15 protein-coding genes are annotated in these 18,713 nt (G+C 47.5%); 12 read left to right on the top strand and 3 right to left on the bottom strand.

Annotated elements, in window-relative coordinates:
* Window positions 1-243: 243 nt before the first annotated feature.
* A complete protein-coding gene (locus BTV99_RS05240; RefSeq protein WP_075101323.1) occupies window positions 244-948 on the bottom strand; it encodes a pseudouridine synthase in 705 nt (234 codons plus the stop codon).
* 263 nt (window positions 949-1,211) lie between these two features.
* Between BTV99_RS05240 and BTV99_RS05235 the strand changes: the two genes are divergently transcribed.
* The 9 genes from BTV99_RS05235 (at window position 1,212) to BTV99_RS13745 (ending at window position 9,323) form a co-directional block, all read left to right on the top strand.
* Window positions 1,212-1,808, top strand: a complete 597-nt coding sequence (locus BTV99_RS05235; protein ID WP_075101322.1) for a YigZ family protein — start codon at window positions 1,212-1,214, stop codon at window positions 1,806-1,808.
* Window positions 1,809-1,944: 136 nt separating this feature from the next.
* On the top strand, window positions 1,945-2,994 hold the full coding sequence (locus BTV99_RS05230) for a YheT family hydrolase (RefSeq protein WP_075101321.1): 1,050 nt from the start codon (window positions 1,945-1,947) through the stop codon (window positions 2,992-2,994).
* A gap of 111 nt (window positions 2,995-3,105) precedes the next feature.
* Complete coding sequence (locus BTV99_RS05225; protein WP_075101320.1) at window positions 3,106-3,648, top strand: acyl-CoA thioesterase; 543 nt, start codon at window positions 3,106-3,108, stop codon at window positions 3,646-3,648.
* Between the two features lie 465 nt (window positions 3,649-4,113).
* Window positions 4,114-4,503 (top strand): DsrE family protein, encoded by a 390-nt coding sequence (locus tag BTV99_RS05220; RefSeq protein WP_075101319.1) that lies wholly within the window; start codon window positions 4,114-4,116, stop codon window positions 4,501-4,503.
* Window positions 4,504-4,986: 483 nt separating this feature from the next.
* The gene (locus tag BTV99_RS05215; protein ID WP_075101318.1) at window positions 4,987-6,030 is read left to right on the top strand and encodes a nitronate monooxygenase family protein; all 1,044 of its coding nucleotides are present in this window, start codon (window positions 4,987-4,989) and stop codon (window positions 6,028-6,030) included.
* Between the two features lie 354 nt (window positions 6,031-6,384).
* A complete protein-coding gene (locus BTV99_RS05210) occupies window positions 6,385-6,639 on the top strand; it encodes a DUF2798 domain-containing protein (protein WP_075101317.1) in 255 nt (84 codons plus the stop codon).
* A gap of 140 nt (window positions 6,640-6,779) precedes the next feature.
* Complete coding sequence (locus tag BTV99_RS05205) at window positions 6,780-7,757, top strand: zinc-binding dehydrogenase (RefSeq protein WP_075101316.1); 978 nt, start codon at window positions 6,780-6,782, stop codon at window positions 7,755-7,757.
* Window positions 7,758-8,030: 273 nt separating this feature from the next.
* Entirely contained in the window at window positions 8,031-9,011 is a 981-nt protein-coding gene (locus tag BTV99_RS05200; RefSeq protein WP_075101315.1) for a zinc-binding dehydrogenase, read from the top strand.
* A 33-nt stretch (window positions 9,012-9,044) separates the two neighbouring features.
* Window positions 9,045-9,323 carry a hypothetical protein gene (locus BTV99_RS13745; protein WP_075101314.1) on the top strand — a complete coding sequence of 93 codons (279 nt, stop codon included), beginning with the start codon at window positions 9,045-9,047 and terminating at the stop codon, window positions 9,321-9,323.
* A 160-nt stretch (window positions 9,324-9,483) separates the two neighbouring features.
* On the opposite strand, the gene BTV99_RS05190 is transcribed toward BTV99_RS13745, so the two are convergent.
* The gene (locus BTV99_RS05190; protein ID WP_075101313.1) at window positions 9,484-10,977 is read right to left on the bottom strand and encodes an ATP-binding protein; all 1,494 of its coding nucleotides are present in this window, start codon (window positions 10,975-10,977) and stop codon (window positions 9,484-9,486) included.
* 188 nt (window positions 10,978-11,165) lie between these two features.
* Window positions 11,166-12,776: a glutamine-hydrolyzing GMP synthase gene (gene guaA / locus BTV99_RS05185; RefSeq protein WP_075101312.1), complete on the bottom strand. Its 1,611-nt coding sequence runs from the start codon at window positions 12,774-12,776 to the stop codon at window positions 11,166-11,168.
* Window positions 12,777-13,407: 631 nt separating this feature from the next.
* Here guaA and BTV99_RS05180 point away from each other — a divergent pair.
* The 3 genes from BTV99_RS05180 to BTV99_RS05170 all read left to right on the top strand — a co-directional run bounded on the left by BTV99_RS05180 (window position 13,408) and on the right by BTV99_RS05170 (window position 18,689).
* Window positions 13,408-15,129, top strand: a complete 1,722-nt coding sequence (locus BTV99_RS05180; RefSeq protein ID WP_075101311.1) for an FAD-binding oxidoreductase — start codon at window positions 13,408-13,410, stop codon at window positions 15,127-15,129.
* Window positions 15,130-15,318: 189 nt separating this feature from the next.
* On the top strand, window positions 15,319-16,965 hold the full coding sequence (locus tag BTV99_RS05175) for a glycerol-3-phosphate dehydrogenase/oxidase (protein WP_075101310.1): 1,647 nt from the start codon (window positions 15,319-15,321) through the stop codon (window positions 16,963-16,965).
* Between the two features lie 158 nt (window positions 16,966-17,123).
* A complete protein-coding gene (locus BTV99_RS05170; RefSeq protein ID WP_075101309.1) occupies window positions 17,124-18,689 on the top strand; it encodes an FGGY-family carbohydrate kinase in 1,566 nt (521 codons plus the stop codon).
* Window positions 18,690-18,713 lie beyond the last annotated feature (24 nt).

The raw sequence follows: 18,713 nt of genomic DNA, 5'->3' as shown, positions 1-18,713 counted from the left end.
GACAACGATATTATGTAAAAAAACAAAGTAAAAAGAATAAAAAGACTTTAGCACAAGAAGGGTATTTGCAAAGCGCTCAGGGCGCAAGTTTGCAAAATTGCTACCCAGCTTTAAGAGATAGGCAACACACAAGCGGCCATAGATGATTTTTTCATAAAAAAAGCAGCACACATGACGTGGCTGCTGGTGAGGTGTCTTTAGTGACGTGTTATCACTTCGACCAATCGGCACTCAAACTCAATGTTAGAATTTGGCCACTTCTTCTGCGCTCAAAAAGCGGCTGTCGCCTTTTTCTAGTCCATCAAGCGTGATATGGCCGATACTGGCGCGGTGCAGCTCAACGACTTTATTGCCAAAATATCCCATCATGCGTTTGACCTGATGATACTTACCCTGCTCAAGCGTCAGACGCGCATGAGTTTCGTCGATGAACGCTAGCGTAGCAGGTTTGGTCGGCTCGTAATCGCCATCGAGCAAGATGCCCTCTGCTACTTTTTTGACTGCGGTTGCTTGCGCGTCGCTGTCCATAGGATTGGCCAGTGTCAGCTCGTAGACCTTGGCGTGCTCATGCTTGGGACTGGTCACGCGGTGTAGCCAGCTGCCATCATCACTCAGTAGGAGTGCGCCTGTGGTATCGACATCGAGGCGGCCTGCAATACGCAAGCTGGCAAGCTCAGGCACAGCGATCAGCTCGGTGACAATCGGATGCTCTTTGGCTTTTAGCGTACACTCAAAGCCTTCAGGCTTGTACAATAAGATATAACGGTTGCCTGTCGCCACAGATAGCGACTCACCGACCCACATCACCTCATCATTGAGTACATCAACGTGTAGGCCTGGGTCTTTGACCACTTCATCATTTACCGTCACCTCGCCGGCGTGCAAGATCTTTTTGGACTCTTTGCGCGACAGCTCAGTGGCTTTACTTAAAAATTTATCTAAACGCATGTATTTGCTACCATCAGTTTTGTATTACCAATCCCAGCTTTCGTAAGCCCCGTCTATCAATCCTGTGCGCTTTGGCGTCAAGATATTTAGAATAAATCGCTTAGCACGCAAGCGCGAGCGGCTCGTTATCTTCTTAGCTGAGACATGGTACTATAATGAAAATTAATTGCACACTGTGCTAGGGCGTGTTTGATCATTCACAAACAAGCACTGACAGTACAAGTGTCACCAGTTTATCATATCCAACCTAAACCTGATGAAATATGAGCTATCAAACGCTAAAACACGCCGTCACTGCGCGTTTAGAAATCAAAAAGTCTGAGTTTATCGCTCATGCCTATCCTGTCAACTCGCGTGAGCAAGCGATGTTTCACGTGGAACAACTGCGCGAGCAATATCCCGATGCGCGCCATTGGTGCTGGGCCTATATCATCGGCGACCCTGACAACACCACCAGCGCAGGCTTTGATGACGATGGTGAGCCAAATGGCACGGCGGGCCGTCCGATACTAGGCGTACTACAGCACAAATCTATCGGCAACGTCATCATCGTGGTGGTGCGCTATTTTGGGGGTATCAAGCTCGGGGCCGGCGGCCTGACTCGCGCCTATGCTGGCTCAGCACAAGCGGTCGTCGACCAAATGACACTAAGCCCTTATATACCGATGGCGAAGGTGCAGATAGTCGCGACGTTTGCCACTGAAGCCCAGTGCCGCTATGTGATTGAGGGCTTGGGCGGTCAGGTTGAGGATGTCGCTTATAGTCAGCAAATCATGCTGACCGCGACGCTTGCCCAAGCAGATATTGCCGACTTAAAAGAACGACTAGCGATGGATGGGCGCGTCTTAGAGTCATCATAAATTTTGAGTAATCATACGTTCACTGAGCGTTCACTGAAAAGCATTGGTTTTGGCCGCGGCCGTCGGTATGATAAGGCATTGATTGTTAAAGATGATTTTAACGATAATTTTAATAACTGTTAAATAAGAAGCCTTTATGCCCACATCTAGTAGCCCTGATACCGTGTTTTCTCCTGCCCCGTTTAAGCCGCCATTTTGGCTAAGCAACCCTCACTTACAAAGCATTTTACCGAAGTTTTTTGCGCCCAAACCCCCTACCTATCGCCGCGTCATCAAATCTGACTCACTGGGCGAGACAGACATCGCTTATGACTTTTATGATGCGCATCCGCTCACAGAGTCAGCGGATCAGACGCCTCATCAGACCCCATTGATTGTCCTGTTTCATGGCATGGAGGGCAGTAGTGACAGTCATTATGCGCGCGCGCTGGCGTATCAGGTACACGCGCAGGGCTGGCATTTCGTCGTCGCCCACTTTCGTAGCTGCGGCGGCATTCCAGCAAAAGGTCGCGTGTTTTATAACGCGGGTGACACAGATGAAGTACATCATATGCTACAAACGCTGCGCGAGCAGTATGCCAATGTCTGTGCCGTCGGCGTCTCACTTGGCGGTAATGCCTTGGCAAAATACCTAGGCGAATATGGCGACCAAGCGCTATGTAAAGGCGCTGCTGTGATCTCAGCACCAGTCGATATGTCGTCAGCGGCGCTTAGTATGCACAGTTTTTTGAGCCATCGCATTTATACGCCATATCTGCTCAACCCCATTATCAAAAAAGCCCTCGCCAACGACATCAGCCCAGAGGAGATGGCATCGATCAAAGCGGTCAATCGTATCAGCGATTTTGATGATATCTTTACCGCACCGCGCCACGGCTACCGCTCAAACAATCACTATTACTATAGTGCCTCTGCCTTGCCGCACCTTATTAACGTCACCCGCCCACTATTGCTCATCAGCGCCAAAGACGATCCTTTCTTGGGCTTTACCGCCACAGAAAATGACGTATCGGACACTGTCACTATCTTGGACACTGAGCACGGAGGGCACGTGGGCTTTATTCGTTATCGCACGAGCAAAGACAAATCGACACCTCTGTATACACAGTCCCGATTTGATATCAATTGGTTACCCGAAACCGTCTGCGCTTACTTCAAACACATTGGCGTGCCTTCTGCAGCGTGATAATCGAGCGGGCGGCGTTTTATCGCATCCCGCCAGCGTTACCTCTTACCTGACTCCCTGTCTTTTAAGACTACTGGCCTTTTAAGACTACTGACCCTTTGAGACTGTCCTATGTATCCATTTATTCGTTATGCCAGCACCATCGTGCATGCTGCGCTACAAGCAAAAAGAGGCCGTACCTTAACGTTTAAAGATACCAGCGAAATCCATTTTCGCTGTCGTCTGTCAGATATCGACAACTTCCTTGAAATGAATAACGGCCGCGTCCTCACTCTGTATGACTTGGGTCGTACGGACTTTGCAGTACGGAGCGGGCTGGGTCGTCAACTGCTCAAGCAGCGTTGGGGCTTGGTGGTCGCTGGCAGTACCATCCAATACCGCAAGCGTATTCGCGCCTTTGACAAAGTCACGCTCAAGACCAGAGTAGTGGGCTTTGATGAGCGCTGGATCTATATCGAGCAGTCAATGTGGGTCAAGGGCAAACCCTGCTCCTCGGCCCTACTGCGTACAGGCGTCACCGAAGGCGGCAAGGTAATAAAAACCGCACGCATCCTAGAGGTAATGGGGCAATCAGACTGGCAGCTACCGCCGACAGGCTACGTGGCAGAGTGGATCATCAGTGATGCCGATCGTCCATGGCCGCCGCAAGCGTAGCGCCCAGATAGTCAATCCTCAATAAAACGGGCATGCAAGATACTCTGTATGACATGGTGTCACGTGGTGCCACCTGCTACTGGTGTTTATGTTGCGTAGCATCTGTCGGCGTCAGCACAGCACGCGAGACAAATAAATACCAATCGCGCGGTAACTGTTTGTGAATATTCAACGCCCCTTAACTATATTTAAGCGGTAGCGTAAGTCACCAGAGAGTAACCTTATGACTACTATTTGCCAACACGACATTATACAAATAAGTATAGTAATTGCTATAGTGATATCTAATCATAGGTTACTATAATCAATTGAAAATAAAACTGTTATATAAGTTTAAACGCGCTACTGGTATAAATTTTACTTGCGTGCTGCGTTCCCAGAGGCTGCGCAAAATTCATCCCAGTAGCGCTACACTCTTTTTAGAGTGCATCGACTATACTTAACATCGTCCATAAGGAGAATAACATGGCAAATAATACGAACTATCGCACGGACTACGTGGGCACGTTATTTGATAACGCAGAGTCCAATCCCAGCAAAATCACTCTCGCCTTTACCATGGCGGGCAAGGCGCTTGAACAAGGTCACTCAGCCTCTGTCATCCTAATGGTCGATGCGGTGCACTTGGCACTGCCCAATGCGCTAGATAACGTCGCTATCGGCGCGCCATTTAAACCTGCTAAAGAATTGCTAGAAGCTTTTATCGACAAAGGCGGCAATGTGCTCGTGTGCGGCGCATGTATGGAACATAACCGTATTGAAGACACCGCCATCGATACCCGCTTTACCAAGATTAGCGGCGATGATGTGGTGGCGCTGCTGATGCATGCCAAAGGCTCGCTGCAGTTGAACTAAGCGATTTTTATCCCTACAGGTCAGGTTTTAGAGGTTTAAAATCTGACCTTTTTTGCATTAGGCTTTATGTTTTATATCGTTTTTCCTTGAGCTCGTTTGACGACGATTTACGGTGCCTCTGCTATCCTTATTTAGCAACTAAATAAACACTATCTCACCCACCGCGCGCCCAGCTTTGCTACAGTAAGTCATGCTATCTCATAACCATACTATAGTTAACTCACTTTAAAACCGATACAGTACAGCTGGTATAAACTTTGCGCAGTATCTGTCAGCGTAGACACAGCAAGCAAGGAAGATTTATATCAGTTGCCCGTTCATATGAACACATCGATTTTATTTCGAAATGACTATTTCCAAAAGCCGAAGTGGCCGAGCAAACGAGCGCAATTGCCTTATTAGGTGGCTAGTTAAGTGGCTGAGCGATTTGCCGCCATTTATCGTGCTTTTTTGGTTTGGTATAAAATCAACAGGAGACCCGTCATGACCTTACAAGATACTCTGCAGTTAACCCATCCTATCGTCCAAGCACCAATGGCAGGAGCGACCACCCCTGAGCTGGCGCTGACAGTGAGCAATTTTGGTGGGCTTGGCTCATTGGGTGCTGGCACCATATCGCCTGAGGTATTACACGAGCAAATCAATACCATCAAATCGCGCACCGACCGTCCTTTTATGATTAATTTAATGGTGTTGTCTGAGCATGAGTCTAATACCTTTACTAGCGACATCCCTGCTTGGTTAGATGAGTTTTATCAAAAAAACCAGATAGACATCTCATTGCCAGAGCGACCAGCGCTTAGGTTTGCAGACCAGCTACAAGTGCTCTATGACAACCCCGTGCCTGTCGCTAGCTTTACCTTTGGCATTATCAGTGCCGAGCAAGTGCAGCAATTACAGAGTCTAGGCACACGTGTCGTCGGTACGGCCAATCATCCTCACGAGGCAAAAGCATGGGCGGATATTGGCGCGGACGCCGTCTGCGTACAAGGCATCGAAGCGGGCGGCCATCGCGGTGGCTGGCTGCCACAAAGCGCAAACGACCCCATGGGGCTACTGATATTGATTGGTCAAACGCGCGCTTGCACCGATATTCCACTGATCGCCGCGGGCGGCATCATGACGGGGCACGCCATCAAAGCAGTACAGACGGCGGGTGCTGAGCTGGCGCAAATTGGCACGGCATTTTTGACAACAGATAAATGCGGTATCAATGATATTTATAAGCAAGCCTTACTGGATGCCAGCACGGGCAAGCGCAGTAGCGAAACCCGCTTGACCCGTCTGTTTTCAGGCAAGCAGGCACGCGGTTTGTTAAATGACTATCTGCGCGACTTTGCGCCGTTTGAAAGCACTGATACGCTACCGCCTTATCCACAATTAAACGCCATGACCAAAGCGCTGCGCGCGCATGCAAAGAAAAACGACGATGCCGAGCATCAGTCTTTATGGGCAGGTCAAGGGGTGGCGCAGGTCAGACAAGAAAGCACGATTGAATTGTTAGAGCGCCTCATAGCAGTAGGATAAGTGTGGTCGGTGCCGCTAGGCTTTGTCGTGAATCGTCCTTATAGTTAACTCACTTTAAAAACGATACAGTGCAGCTGGTATGAATTTTGCGTCGCATCTGTCAGCGTAGATACAGCAAGCGAGGAAAATTTATACCAGTTGCCCGCTCATATGAGCGTACCGATTTTATTTCGAACGGACTTATTACAAATGATGTTTTTTATGGCGCACACTCATTAAGATATAACGAACTTGGTCATTAGTAATAACGATTTTACCCACATTTGAGCACGCGATATAATCTGCTAAAAATTCAGTGTCGTAGCGTCATCGCGTTTTTGACTGTTATCGACATCGCGTAGGACACCCAATACTATGGCAAACTTTCCTATCATCAGAATACGCACACGGCGCAAATACTACCGTTTGATATTTACCGGCCTGATGGCAATGATGATGTCGCTTATTATCTCAACTGCCCTACTACTGGTAAAAGTCGGCTTGGTCGATGGCTTTTTTGGCGAGCTGCTGCACTCGTGGGGGTTGGCCTTTGTTTTTGCATGGCCAAGTGCATATATCTGCGCCTACCTTATCCAAGAGCATGTCCTGAGCCGCATTGAGTTTTATTAAAACCATGAGCACAATGAGGCGACGACAACACTCCTTAACCAAAAAAGTACTGATAAAACGCTGCTAGAGTTGCTAGTGTTGATGCCTACACAGATATTCGCTCGTTTAAAAAACGTTAAAACGACAATAAAGGAATGCTTATGCGTAGCGCAACTTATAACGAATTTGGCAAACCCACCGAAGTCCTCAGCCTCGGCGATCGCCCCATCCCTGAGCCACAGGCCAATGAGGTACGCGTCAAAACCATCCTCGCCTCTATCCACAACCATGACTTGCTCACCGTGCGCGGTCAGTATGGCTTTAAACCCGAGCTGCCGGCGATCGGCGGTAGTGAAGCGCTGGGTGTTGTTGACGCCGTTGGCAGTGACGTTAAGGAGTTAAAAGTCGGGCAACGCGTGGCGGCGGCCAGCGTGCAAGCGACATGGGCGGAGTATTTTGTCGCTGACGAGGACATGGTATTTGCCATCCCTGAGAGCCTAGATGATGAGATGGCAGCGCAGCTGATCGCCATGCCGCTCAGTGCCTTGATGCTGCTGGAGTTCTTAGAAGTAAAAAGCGGGCAATGGCTTATTCACAATGCCGCCAATGGCGCAGTCGGCAAATCACTTGCCATGCTAGCGGCGGCGCGCGGCGTCCATACCATCAACGTCGTACGTAGTGGCGAGGCCATAAAAGAGCTAGCAGCCCTCAACATCAAACACAATATCAACACCGAAGATGATGACTGGAAAGACCAAGTCCGACAAATCATCGGTGATGATAGCATTAGCGCAGCGGTTGATTCTGTCGGCGGCGACGCCAGCGGCGACTTATTATCACTGCTCGGTCATGGTGGCACCTTGGCGTCCTTTGGTATTATGTCAGGCCAGCCCATGAAGCTCAACCCGACGCATCTTATCTTTAAACAAGCCATCGTAAAAGGGTTTTGGGGCAGTAAAATCAGCCAAGAGATGAGCGTGGAGAATAAACAACGCTTAATCGATGAGCTAATCGAACGTGCGACCAGTGGCAAGCTCCATCTGCCTGTGGAAGCCGTGTTTGATTTGGCAGATATCAAAAAAGCGGTCGATGGTAAATTGCAGTCTGGCAAAAACGGTAAGGTGCTATTAAAGCCTTAGTTTTTAGGCAACACTAAAGCTCTCAGTGATGGCAGTGTTCTTCTTGGAACGCTGCCATTTTTTATGGCTTATTTTGCGGTTATAAACCTGAACCTTCTTCAGCTTACATCTTTTTATAACAATTCATCGTTCTAAACAGCAGGCAACGCTCCTTTACCAAAGTCAGGTTGCAGCTAGCAAGGCCCGCTTGTTAAGGTTGAAGAGTGATTAATCATCATTGTGTCAAAATGAACAATCAACGATATTTATCTAAAAATAAAAAAGGATACAGATATGCGCAGCGCAACCTATAACGATTTTGGCAAGCCATCCGACGTACTCACCATCGCAAGCTGCCCTACCCCAGAGCCAAAGGCGGGCGAAGTCCGTATCAAGACCATTTTATCCTCTATCCATAATCACGATCTCATCACTATCCAAGGCCAATATGGCACCAAACCCACACTGCCGGCACTCGCTGGTAGCGAAGCAGTCGGTACGATCGATGCCATTGGCGGAGAGATCGATGGCCTAAAAGTCGGTCAACGCGTGGTGGCAACTGGCGTCGAAGGCACGTGGGCTGAGTACTTTACTGCGCCTGCCAGCAGTATCCTTTCCATACCCGATACCATTGATGATGAGATGGCGTCACAATTGATCGCTATGCCGATGAGCGCCTTGATGCTCATTGAGTTTTTAGAGCTTGATGCTGGACAATGGCTCATCCATAACGCCGCCAATGGTGCGGTTGGCGAGTCACTGGCAATGCTAGCCGCCGAGCGCGGTATCCATACTATCAATGTCGTACGTAGCAAAGAGTCAGCAAATGAGCTGACCGAGATCGGTATCACCGAGCACAATGTGGTGAGCGCTGATGACGATTGGAAAGAGCAAGTTCGCCGTATCGTCGGCGACGACAAAATACGCGGCGCCGTCGACTCTGTAGGCGGCCAGTCTGGCGGCGACTTACTCAGTCTGCTCGGTCATGGTGGTACGATGGCGGCGGTAGGCGGAATGTCGGGGCAGCCACTCATGCTCAATCCAACACACCTTATCTTTAAACAAGCAGCCATCAAAGGGTTTTGGGGCGGCGCGTTGATGCAAAAGATGGATGCCGATAATAAAAGCCGTTTGATGCAAGAGCTGGTTGAGCGTGCGGCCAGCGGTAAATTAAAGCTACCGACAGGCGGTATTTATACGCTAGATAATATAAAAGAAGCGGTATCGGGCAAAGTGCAGTCTGGCAAAAAAGGTAAGATATTACTCAAACCATAAGCAGGTAAAAACACTTTCATAAGGAACCTTTTGTTGTCTAATAACTCTTTTGCCTTTAAAAACACAAACTTTACCACCTTGGTCGTACGCGAAACCCGCGACGGTAAATTTAAAAAAGTATTGAGCAGCGTAGCGTTAGCGGTTTGCCTGATAATGATTTGCTCATCAAAGCCTATTATTCATGATCATATGAAACTGCCTAACCTAGAGAATTATGCCGAAGAGATTACCCTTGAGCAAACGTCTGAGTACTTAGATCGCTTTATGGCGAGCCAGACGGTTGGACGTTATGTGGTGAATGTTCGGGGTTAGGGTTTTGGTTCTACAATTGAGTTTTAGATAATGGCAGTGCTTCTTTTGGGGCGCTGCCATCATCTTTCTAAAAAAATAAAACAAACTAAATTTTCGAAATATTCTTTTATTTATTCAATTATTTCGTCAACTCATAAAAAGGGAGTTTTGTGCCATCAAACTAGTTTGGATAAGGAATTCCTTCTTCATTCCATGTTTTCATAACGAAGTTATAGTTTCTTTTATTATCATCTAATCTATTATTGACTAGGTCTACAATCGCTTCTACTGATTTAGGATGCTCAGCGGCAATTAAGATACCAACATCAGGGTTTATACCATCAAATACCAACCCATCCCAGTACATCATTAATTGATAAACATCTTTAGGCGTCGTTTTATCTTTTTTGCCTTCATAAATTCTTACCTCATTATTCTGATTAACATAAAAATCTATTCGTATTTTTTCATTCAAATTCGTATATGCACGTTGCTCTAGAGTTATGATATCAGTTTTTGCTATATGAGGTCTTTTAGTGTCTTTGAGTTGCTTAAATAGATCAATTTCATGGTCACTCAACTTAGAATCTTGTTTTGGAGTTGGTAGCTTCTTTTTTATCCATTCGTACAATACTGATAACTTTTCATCGTCTTGTCTCAACCCAGTTTTAGAGGTTGTTGTTTTAGGTAATCTATTAGCATGCTCAGATTTAACATCTATCTGTACTAATAAATAGTTATATGAATTATGCTTTTCTATCCCCCATATTTCCTTAAATAGGTTGTCAGCTAACAACCTCCCATTTATTCTTATCTCGACTCCTGAAGTGGACATAGTTTTAATATAGTGTTTTTTATACTGTGGGTTTTCATTTATTTTACTAAATTTGTATTCTAAAACTACATTCCCATCACCTAGGTCAATAACTTCTTGATTGTTGCCAGGTTCAATAGTTTCTTCTACTTGTGGCTCAATCGCAGTAACCTTTTCAAACTCTTGCTCTTGGTCCTCTTCGTTGAATTCAATTACTATCGAAGCTACATTATTTTTTATAAATGCAGAGTATATATAACCTAAATCCTCTTTCAGGACTTTAACTATCGACGAAAGAGTTTGGTAATTTCCTGGCAGGCCTGCGACAATTGTTTTGAATAGCTGTGTATTGACAGTGAACTCAATTTTAGTTCCTGTTTTAGACTCAATATCTGCTCCATCATGTAAAATGGCTTCAAAACCTTCGAACTTATAAGGAGCTGAGATAACCTTATATTTGTTTTCTTGTGCGTCTTCAATAGTTCTTGTTGTTATTACCCAGTTATCATTATTAGGGTTAGCAGATGCTAAAGCGTGTTTCATACCAAAACCATGTTCATTTAAACTACTTGATTTAGTTTTTGTAGAACCTATCTCAAATGCGGAATCTAAGTCTTTAATACCTGACGCATTATCAATAATCTTTATTTTTACATTACCGTTACTTATTCGAATTATACTAACTGTAATATTAGCGACTGGTATAGGTGACTCTACAAAACCTGAAATACTATTATCTACAAACTCACTAATAATCTGAGTCAAACTACTGAAATGACCACCTAGACCCCTCCAGAAAGTACCATCTGTTGACGGTTTATTTTTAATCTTTATCTTCTGAGTTTCAATCTTGCTAGTCATAAAACATTATCCTTTAGCAATTCATATTCAATTGCTTACTATATAGTAAAAAGTCAAATTTATTAAAGTCAACACACTATACAATAGTATAGAGAATGTTATGAGAATAATTAAGTACTTTGTATAAAATAAAAAAACACCCAACTAAGTTGAGTGTTTTTTTATTTCAGCTAAATACTGAGTAGAGATTATTCCCACTCAATCGTCGCAGGCGGCTTGCTCGACACATCATAAGTCACGCGTGAGACATCAGCGATTTCATTCATGATGCGATTACTTACCGTCTCAATCAAATCATACGGCAGATGGGCAAAGCGCGCAGTCATAAAGTCGACAGTTTCAACCGCACGTAGCGCAATCACCCACGCATAGCGGCGACCATCGCCGACCACGCCAACAGACTTGATCGGTTGGAATACCGCAAACGCTTGCGCGGTTTTGTCATACCAGCCTGAACGCTCCAGCTCTTGCATAAATATCGCATCGGCAAGACGCAGGATATCGGCGTATTCTTTTTTGACCTCGCCAAGGATACGTACGCCTAGACCTGGGCCTGGGAAAGGATGACGATAGATCATCTTCTCTGGCAGACCAAGCGTGATACCAAGTTTACGCACTTCATCTTTAAATAAGTCACGTAATGGCTCAACGAGTTCAAACGCTAAGTCATCTGGCAGACCACCGACGTTATGGTGGCTCTTAATGACGTGCGCTTTGCCTTGGTGCGATTTGGCTGATTCGATGACATCAGGGTAAATCGTCCCTTGTGCTAGGAACTCAATGGTTTTGCCATCACTTTGTGCGCTGATTTCGCGGGCGCTATTGGCGAACACATCGATAAAGGTTTTACCGATGATTTTACGTTTGGCTTCTGGATCAGACTCGCCTGCTAAAGCATTTAAGAATAAATCTTCGGCATCGACACGGATGACCTTGACGCCCATGTTTTCGGCGAACACTTGCATCACTTGATCGCCTTCGTGCAGACGCAGCAGGCCATTATCGACGAATACACAGGTGAGCTGATCACCGATTGCCTTGTGCAGTAGCGCGGCGACCACTGAGCTATCGACACCGCCTGATAGACCGAGCAATACTTGTTTGTCACCGATTTGCTCTTTGAGCTGTGCCACACGCATATCGATGATGTTATCTGGTGTCCAGTCACCGGCACAGTCGCAAATTTGATGGACAAAGCGGCCGAGTAGTGCCTGACCTTGTAAGGTATGCGTCACTTCCGGATGGAACTGCAGACCATAGTATTGCTTGTTGTCATTGGCCATAATGGCAATCGGGCAGCTTGGTGTGCTGGCGATGATATCAAAGCCTTGTGGCGCTTCGATGACCTTGTCACCATGGCTCATCCAGACGTTTAGCGTGGTCGATTTGTCTTCACTGACCTGATCTTCGATGCCACTAGTAAGCTTTGAGTGGCCATTGACATTGATGGTCGCCGCGCCGAATTCATGGATATCACTGGCATGAACCTGCCCGCCGAAGCGATCTGCCATCGCCTGCATACCATAGCAAATACCCAGCACTGGTACGCCAAGCTCAAACACAGCGTCATTGATACGCGGGCTGTTTTCCGCATGTACGCTCTCAGGGCCGCCCGATAGGATGACACCTTTGGCACCAAAGTCCATGATGCGCTGAGTGTCGATATCATAAGGGAACATCTCACAAAAAACGCCAGAATCGCGCACACGGCGAGCGATGAGCTGGCTATATTGCGAGCCAAAATCAAGAATAAGAATACGATCTTCTTTGATAGTAGGGATAGCAGCGGCAGTGGTCATAAATCGATGTCCATCAAGAAAAAATTAGTACCCTATTTTAACAAGTTTGCGCCCATTAATGGCCATTAGATGATGAATTATTCACGATTATTGACTGTTATAGGTAAATACCATTAAAGATTGAAACCATCAAACAACAGCATGATAAAAAAACAAGCAGCAGCAGGGCCAAATCAATCAACAAACGGCGCAAATTAAGCCGCACCGCTATAAGCCATAGTCAGTTGCAAACAAAACTGTCATAAGTTCCAAAGCGCTATTGGGATGAATTTTTGCAGCCTCTGTGTATACAGCATACAAGGAAAATTTATACCAGTAGCGCTGTAATATAAAAACTATAAGTTTTTCTTATACAAATGACGCATATATATAAAACATTTATTTATATTATGCTATGCTTTCATCATCATTACTTTCGCTTTACTGCTATAGGTTTAGCAGCAGACACTCTCACATCATACTTAAATTATGGTCATGTAAAAATATTGGACACACGGCTGATAAGCCTACTTACTATCCTCTCATATTATCTCGATATGTTGTTAGGACGGATAGTAGGTAAATGGCGGCGGCTCTAAGTGACATAGGACATGACGATAGCGTTATAATAAATGGATAGGTTATAACTTCTATGAGCACACGTAACTCACTTTTTCGCAAAGCGGCTAACGCAGCTGCAACCTCACACGATGAGCATGCTAATCCAGATTTAGCGACCACAAACAACACCCCTATCGAGCAGACACGCTGGAATGGCTGGGGCAATGTCAATATCAATAAAAAAGTCTCCCCGCACGGCGCAAAGCTGATCAAATCGCATATCGGTAAGAGCACAAAGCTACCTTCTGTCAGCCTCAAAGACGTGCTAAAAACCGTGCCAAAATCGCGCCTACCTGCCGCTATTACTGACCTTGATATCGTCTCTACTGACCAAGAAGTCAGACTCAGACACGCACGTGGGCAGAGCTTCCCTGATTGGATCGCCATGCATAGCGGCGATTTTGAGACCTTTCCTGATGGCGTGGCACATCCGCAATCGACCGCTGATGTCGAGCAACTACTCAAGCTGGCACGCGAGCACGATCTGATCGTTATTCCATTTGGCGGCGGTACCTCGGTGGTCGGGCATATCAATCCACAAAGGGGCGCGCGGCCTGTTTTGACCGTCGCCATGAGTAAAATGGATCGGCTAATCGACTTGGATTTTGATAGCCAAATCGCCACCTTTGGCGCAGGCACCCAAGGGCCAGCGGTCGAGGCGCAATTAGGCGAGCACGGTTACCGTCTAGGTCATTACCCGCAGTCTTGGGAGCTATCGACGCTCGGCGGCTGGATTGCGGCGCGCTCAAGTGGCCAGCAATCACTCGGCTATGGACGCATCGAGCAGATGTTTGCAGGCGGCACTCTAGTGACGCCGCAAGGCGTGCTAGAGATTGCTGATATCCCCGCGTCATCGGCAGGGCCAGACCTGCGCGAGATGATGATGGGTACTGAAGGCCGCGTAGGTATCTTTACCGAAGTGAAGATGCGCGTGCAACCGCAACCTGAGCAAGAGGTATTTAAAGTTGCTTTCTTGCCCAACTGGGCAGCAGGCAAAGCGGTGCTCAAACAAGCGGTACAAAGCAATATTCGCCTATCTATGCTACGTCTCAGCAATGCCGTCGAGACTGATGCGCATCTGCATTTAGGCACATCGCCAAGTCAGTTTTTAGCGATTAGTACCTATCTAAAAGCGCGCGGGCTTAATTCAGACAAAGTCATGCTCACCTACGGCGTCTCAGGCGATAAAGCGCAAAATAAACTGGCGCTGATGCAGTTTAATAAGTTATTAAAACAGCACGGTAGTGTCACCGGTAAGATCACCAATATCATGGGTAGCGTATGGGCGCATGGGCGCTTTAAGTTCCCGTATCTGCGCGGTACGCTGTGGGAGCGCGGCATCATGGTCGATACCTTTGAGACCGCCACCAATTGGGGGCGCATCGATGAGCAAATGGCGCAGATGCAAGAGGCGGTAAGAACGGCCTTAGCGAGCGAAGGAGAGGAAGTAATGGCCTTTACTCATATCTCACATGTCTATAAGCAAGGCGCGAGTCTATATACCACTTACTTTTTCCGCGCGGCCAAAGACCATGCAGCAACACTAAAGCGCTGGCAAAAAATCAAACACGCCGCCAGTACTAGCCTTGCCCATGGTAAAGCCACCATTTCACATCAGCATGGCGTTGGCCGTGACCATGCCCCATACCTTGCGGCTGAAAAAGGCGAGCTGGGACTACAAGTGACTCATGATATGCTCAAAAGTCTAGATCCTGAGCAGCGTATGAACCCGGGTGTGTTGCTTGAAGATTAATTTTAATTAAGAGCTTTGTTTATAGACAGTTTAGTGGAAGATCGCTACAGCGTGACTGATATTTGTTTTGCGCCGCCTCTGTCGGCGTAGGCACAGCACGCAAGAAAAATGAATATCAGTCGCGCGTCATTATTCAACGTATTTATTTCATTGGGTGTCAAAGTAAATTGTTATTAAGAAGAAAATCTTATGAACCAAAACAAACAACGCCAGCAAGCCCTTGCGCCCTTAACGAAATCTGAACCTTGGGATATGCTCATTATCGGCGGCGGTATTACGGGTGCAGGTATTGCTCGCGAAGCGGCTCGCCGAGGTTTATCTGTATTATTAATTGAGCAAAAAGACTTTGCGTGGGGCACCTCCAGCCGCTCGAGCAAAATGGTGCATGGCGGCCTGCGCTACATTGCCTCAGGCGACTATAAAACAACACTGCTTAGCGTACGCGAGCGCGAGCGGTTGCTTGACGAGGCAAGCGGTCTGGTCAATGAGATGCACTACGTCATGCCGCACTACAAAGGCAAGTTTCCGCCGCCGTGGATATTTAACACCTTGCTGCGCGTCTACGACAAGATAGCGGGCAAGCGCTATTTTAAATACTTTAAAAAAGACGCTTTTTTACGGCTAAATCCTAATATCAGGCAAGATAAGTTTTTGGGTGCCAGTCAATTTAGCGATGCGATCACCGATGACTCGCGGCTGGTGATGCGCGTACTCGATGAAGCAATACATGACGGCGCGCAGGCGATTAATTATCTCAAAGCCGATTCATTACTCACTAATGAGCAAGGCTTAGTCGTCGGTGCTACGCTTAAAGACACGGCTTCTAACAATAGCAATCAGACTTTTGACATCCATGCCAAAGTGGTGGTCAGCGCCACCGGCGCTTGGGCCGATACTCTGCGTAGGCAGGCGCGCGCCCAGAGCGGGCACAGCTTTCATCAGCAAATCCGTCCCTCACGCGGTAGTCATTTGGTCGTCAGTCGAGAGCGTCTGCCAATTCAGCAAGCCTACACCTTTTTACATCCTGCTGATAAACGAGCGGTGTTCGTCTTCCCGTGGGAGAACCGCACGGTACTTGGTACCACCGACTTGGATCATCCGCCACTTAATGACCAAGAAGTCGGCATTACCAATGAAGAGGTCGATTATTTATTAGACGCGACTAACTCGCTATTTAATGAGACTGGCTTGAATCGTGAAGACGTCATCAGCACGTGGGCCGGCGTGCGTCCGCTGATCTCTGATGGCGGTGATGGTAAGCGCGTTAGCCCCAGTAAAGAAAAGCGCGATCATAGCGTCTGGCTGGATAATAATCTGGTGACCGTCAGTGGCGGCAAGCTCACCACCTTTCGCCTGATTGCGCTTGATGTGCTGGCAAAATGTCAAGAAGTGCTCGACCTTGATGACTCTGCTACTCAAAACTTAAAAACGAATAGCGATCAAGTCTTTAACAATCCTACGCCGACTCATGCCAAATTTGCCACTTTACCAAAACTCTTACAGCAGCGCTTGCAAGGATTTTATGGTCTGCAGCTCGATAACTTATTAGCGCTAGCACATGACGATGATTTGGCTTATGTCACCGATAGCAACACCATTTGGGCGGAGATTCGCTTTGCCGCGCGCTATGAGCAGGTCATCCATTTAGATGATTTGCTGCTACGGCGTACACGCTTAGGCTTAATCCTCCCGCATGGTGCGATGACGCCGCTGATTAGCGCCAGACTTAAGCAAATTTGCCAGCAGGAGCTGGGCTGGAATAAGCAAAAGTGGCAGCAAGAAGTCGCTCGCTATAGCGAGTTATGGCAGCGTTATTACCATTTGCCTGCCGCTTAGCTTCTTATCGAGTTATTATAAGGATTAGAGCTGATAGGGTACTTCTTTTAAAACAAAAGCTGCGTAGCCTCGAGAATTCTTACGGTCGCAAGCAAGGAAAACTTGTACCAATAGCACGTTCTGATTTTGATAAACATCCCCCATAGTAAAGGACTACTATGACCACCTCTCACGACCCCATCTATTTCTTAGCCATCGATAACGGCACGCAAAGCGTGCGAGCGCTGATCTTTGATGAGTTTGGCAGCGAGATCGCCAAAGCCCGCGTGCCTATCGAGCCGTATTTCTCCGAGCAGCCCAATTATGCCGAGCAGCACGCCGACTACTATTGGCAAAAGCTGACAGAGGCCTGCCAAAACCTGTGGCAAAGCTGCGATATTAAACCTGAGCAAATCGCGGGCGTCAGTCTCGCCACCCAGCGCTATACCATGATTTGCCTTGATAAAGACAAGCAGCCGCTACGTCCTGCTATCGTTTGGATGGATTTACGCCGCGCTGACACTCATGATATCGGCTTTCTTGACCCGCTGACTAAAATCATCGGCATGGGCGAGCTGGTTAAGGACGCCCAGCAAAAAGCGCGCTGTAATTGGCTGGCGCAAAACGAGCCTGAGATATGGGCGCAGACCGCGCACTACGTCAATCTCTCCGCCTACCTCACCTATCAGCTAGTAGGTGAACTTATCGACTCAAATGGTCATTCGGTCGGCTATTTGCCGTATGACTACAAAGCGCAAACATGGCTCAAACCCAACACCCTGAAATGGCGGCTGTTTAGCTGTACCCCCGAGCAAATGCCCAAAATTGTCCCACCAGGCCAAACCCTCGGTGAGATAAGCGCCAAAGCTGCCAAAGCCACCGGCATCCCAGAGGGCACGCCGATGATTGCCGCCGCCAGTGACAAAGCCTGCGAAGCTCTAGGCGCAGCGGGGCTTGCCGCCGATACTGCGTGTCTTAGCTTTGGTACCACCGCCACTATCAATACCATCTCCCCCGACTATGTCGAGATACTCAAACACATGCCCGCCTACACCGCCGCCGCCCCAAATTACTACAATCACGAATACATGATTTATCGCGGCTTTTGGATGGTCAGCTGGTTTAAAGAACAATTCGCCCACTACGAGCAACAACTTGCCAAAACCCAAGGCATCGACACCGAAAAGCTCCTCGATACCGCCGTCAAAGGCATTCCAGCCGGCAGCATGGGACTTATCATGCAGCCGTACTGGTCACCGGGCGTCCGTCATCCTGGGCTTGAGGGCAAAGGCGCACTTATTGGCTTTGGCGATGTGCACACCCGCGCGCACGTGTACCGCGCTATCTTGGAGGGGCTTGCTTATGAGCTCAAGCTTGGTTTTGATACCATTTCAAGGCGCACTGGCAAACCCATCAAACACCTGCGCGTCTCAGGCGGCGGCTCTCAAAGCGACGCCGCCATGCAGCTCACCGCCGACATCTTTGCCATGCCCGCCTACCGCCCGCACACTTATGAGTCCACCGGCCTTGGTGCAGCCATCAACTGCGCGGTGGGTCTCGGCGTCTATCCTGACCACGCGACAGCAAGCGACGCCATGACCCATTTAGGCGACGAATTCGTCCCCATCAAAGCCAATGTGCAACTCTATAAGCGCCTGTATAACGAGGTCTATCGCAAGATGTACGAGCGCCTAAAACCCTTATACCAAAGCATTCAAGACATTACAGGATATCCGGTTAAATGATATTCATATTCTATATATTAATAT

This window comes from Psychrobacter sp. Rd 27.2 (assembly GCF_001921755.1).
Classification (GTDB): domain Bacteria; phylum Pseudomonadota; class Gammaproteobacteria; order Pseudomonadales; family Moraxellaceae; genus Psychrobacter; species Psychrobacter celer.
Note: the sequence above shows the minus strand (reverse complement) of the source record. Positions and strands in the feature narration are given on the sequence as shown.

Bases quoted from the DNA above. Each gene is read 5' to 3' on its own strand.
- BTV99_RS05240 (WP_075101323.1), bottom strand. From the start codon at position 948: ATGCGTTTAGATAAATTTTTAAGTAAAGCCACTGAGCTGTCGCGCAAA.
- BTV99_RS05235 (WP_075101322.1), top strand. From the start codon at position 1,212: ATGAGCTATCAAACGCTAAAACACGCCGTCACTGCGCGTTTAGAAATC.
- BTV99_RS05230 (WP_075101321.1), top strand. From the start codon at position 1,945: ATGCCCACATCTAGTAGCCCTGATACCGTGTTTTCTCCTGCCCCGTTT.
- BTV99_RS05225 (WP_075101320.1), top strand. From the start codon at position 3,106: ATGTATCCATTTATTCGTTATGCCAGCACCATCGTGCATGCTGCGCTA.
- BTV99_RS05220 (WP_075101319.1), top strand. From the start codon at position 4,114: ATGGCAAATAATACGAACTATCGCACGGACTACGTGGGCACGTTATTT.
- BTV99_RS05215 (WP_075101318.1), top strand. From the start codon at position 4,987: ATGACCTTACAAGATACTCTGCAGTTAACCCATCCTATCGTCCAAGCA.
- BTV99_RS05210 (WP_075101317.1), top strand. From the start codon at position 6,385: ATGGCAAACTTTCCTATCATCAGAATACGCACACGGCGCAAATACTAC.
- BTV99_RS05205 (WP_075101316.1), top strand. From the start codon at position 6,780: ATGCGTAGCGCAACTTATAACGAATTTGGCAAACCCACCGAAGTCCTC.
- BTV99_RS05200 (WP_075101315.1), top strand. From the start codon at position 8,031: ATGCGCAGCGCAACCTATAACGATTTTGGCAAGCCATCCGACGTACTC.
- BTV99_RS05190 (WP_075101313.1), bottom strand. From the start codon at position 10,977: ATGACTAGCAAGATTGAAACTCAGAAGATAAAGATTAAAAATAAACCG.
- guaA (WP_075101312.1), bottom strand. From the start codon at position 12,776: ATGACCACTGCCGCTGCTATCCCTACTATCAAAGAAGATCGTATTCTT.
- BTV99_RS05180 (WP_075101311.1), top strand. From the start codon at position 13,408: ATGAGCACACGTAACTCACTTTTTCGCAAAGCGGCTAACGCAGCTGCA.
- BTV99_RS05175 (WP_075101310.1), top strand. From the start codon at position 15,319: ATGAACCAAAACAAACAACGCCAGCAAGCCCTTGCGCCCTTAACGAAA.
- BTV99_RS05170 (WP_075101309.1), top strand. From the start codon at position 17,124: ATGACCACCTCTCACGACCCCATCTATTTCTTAGCCATCGATAACGGC.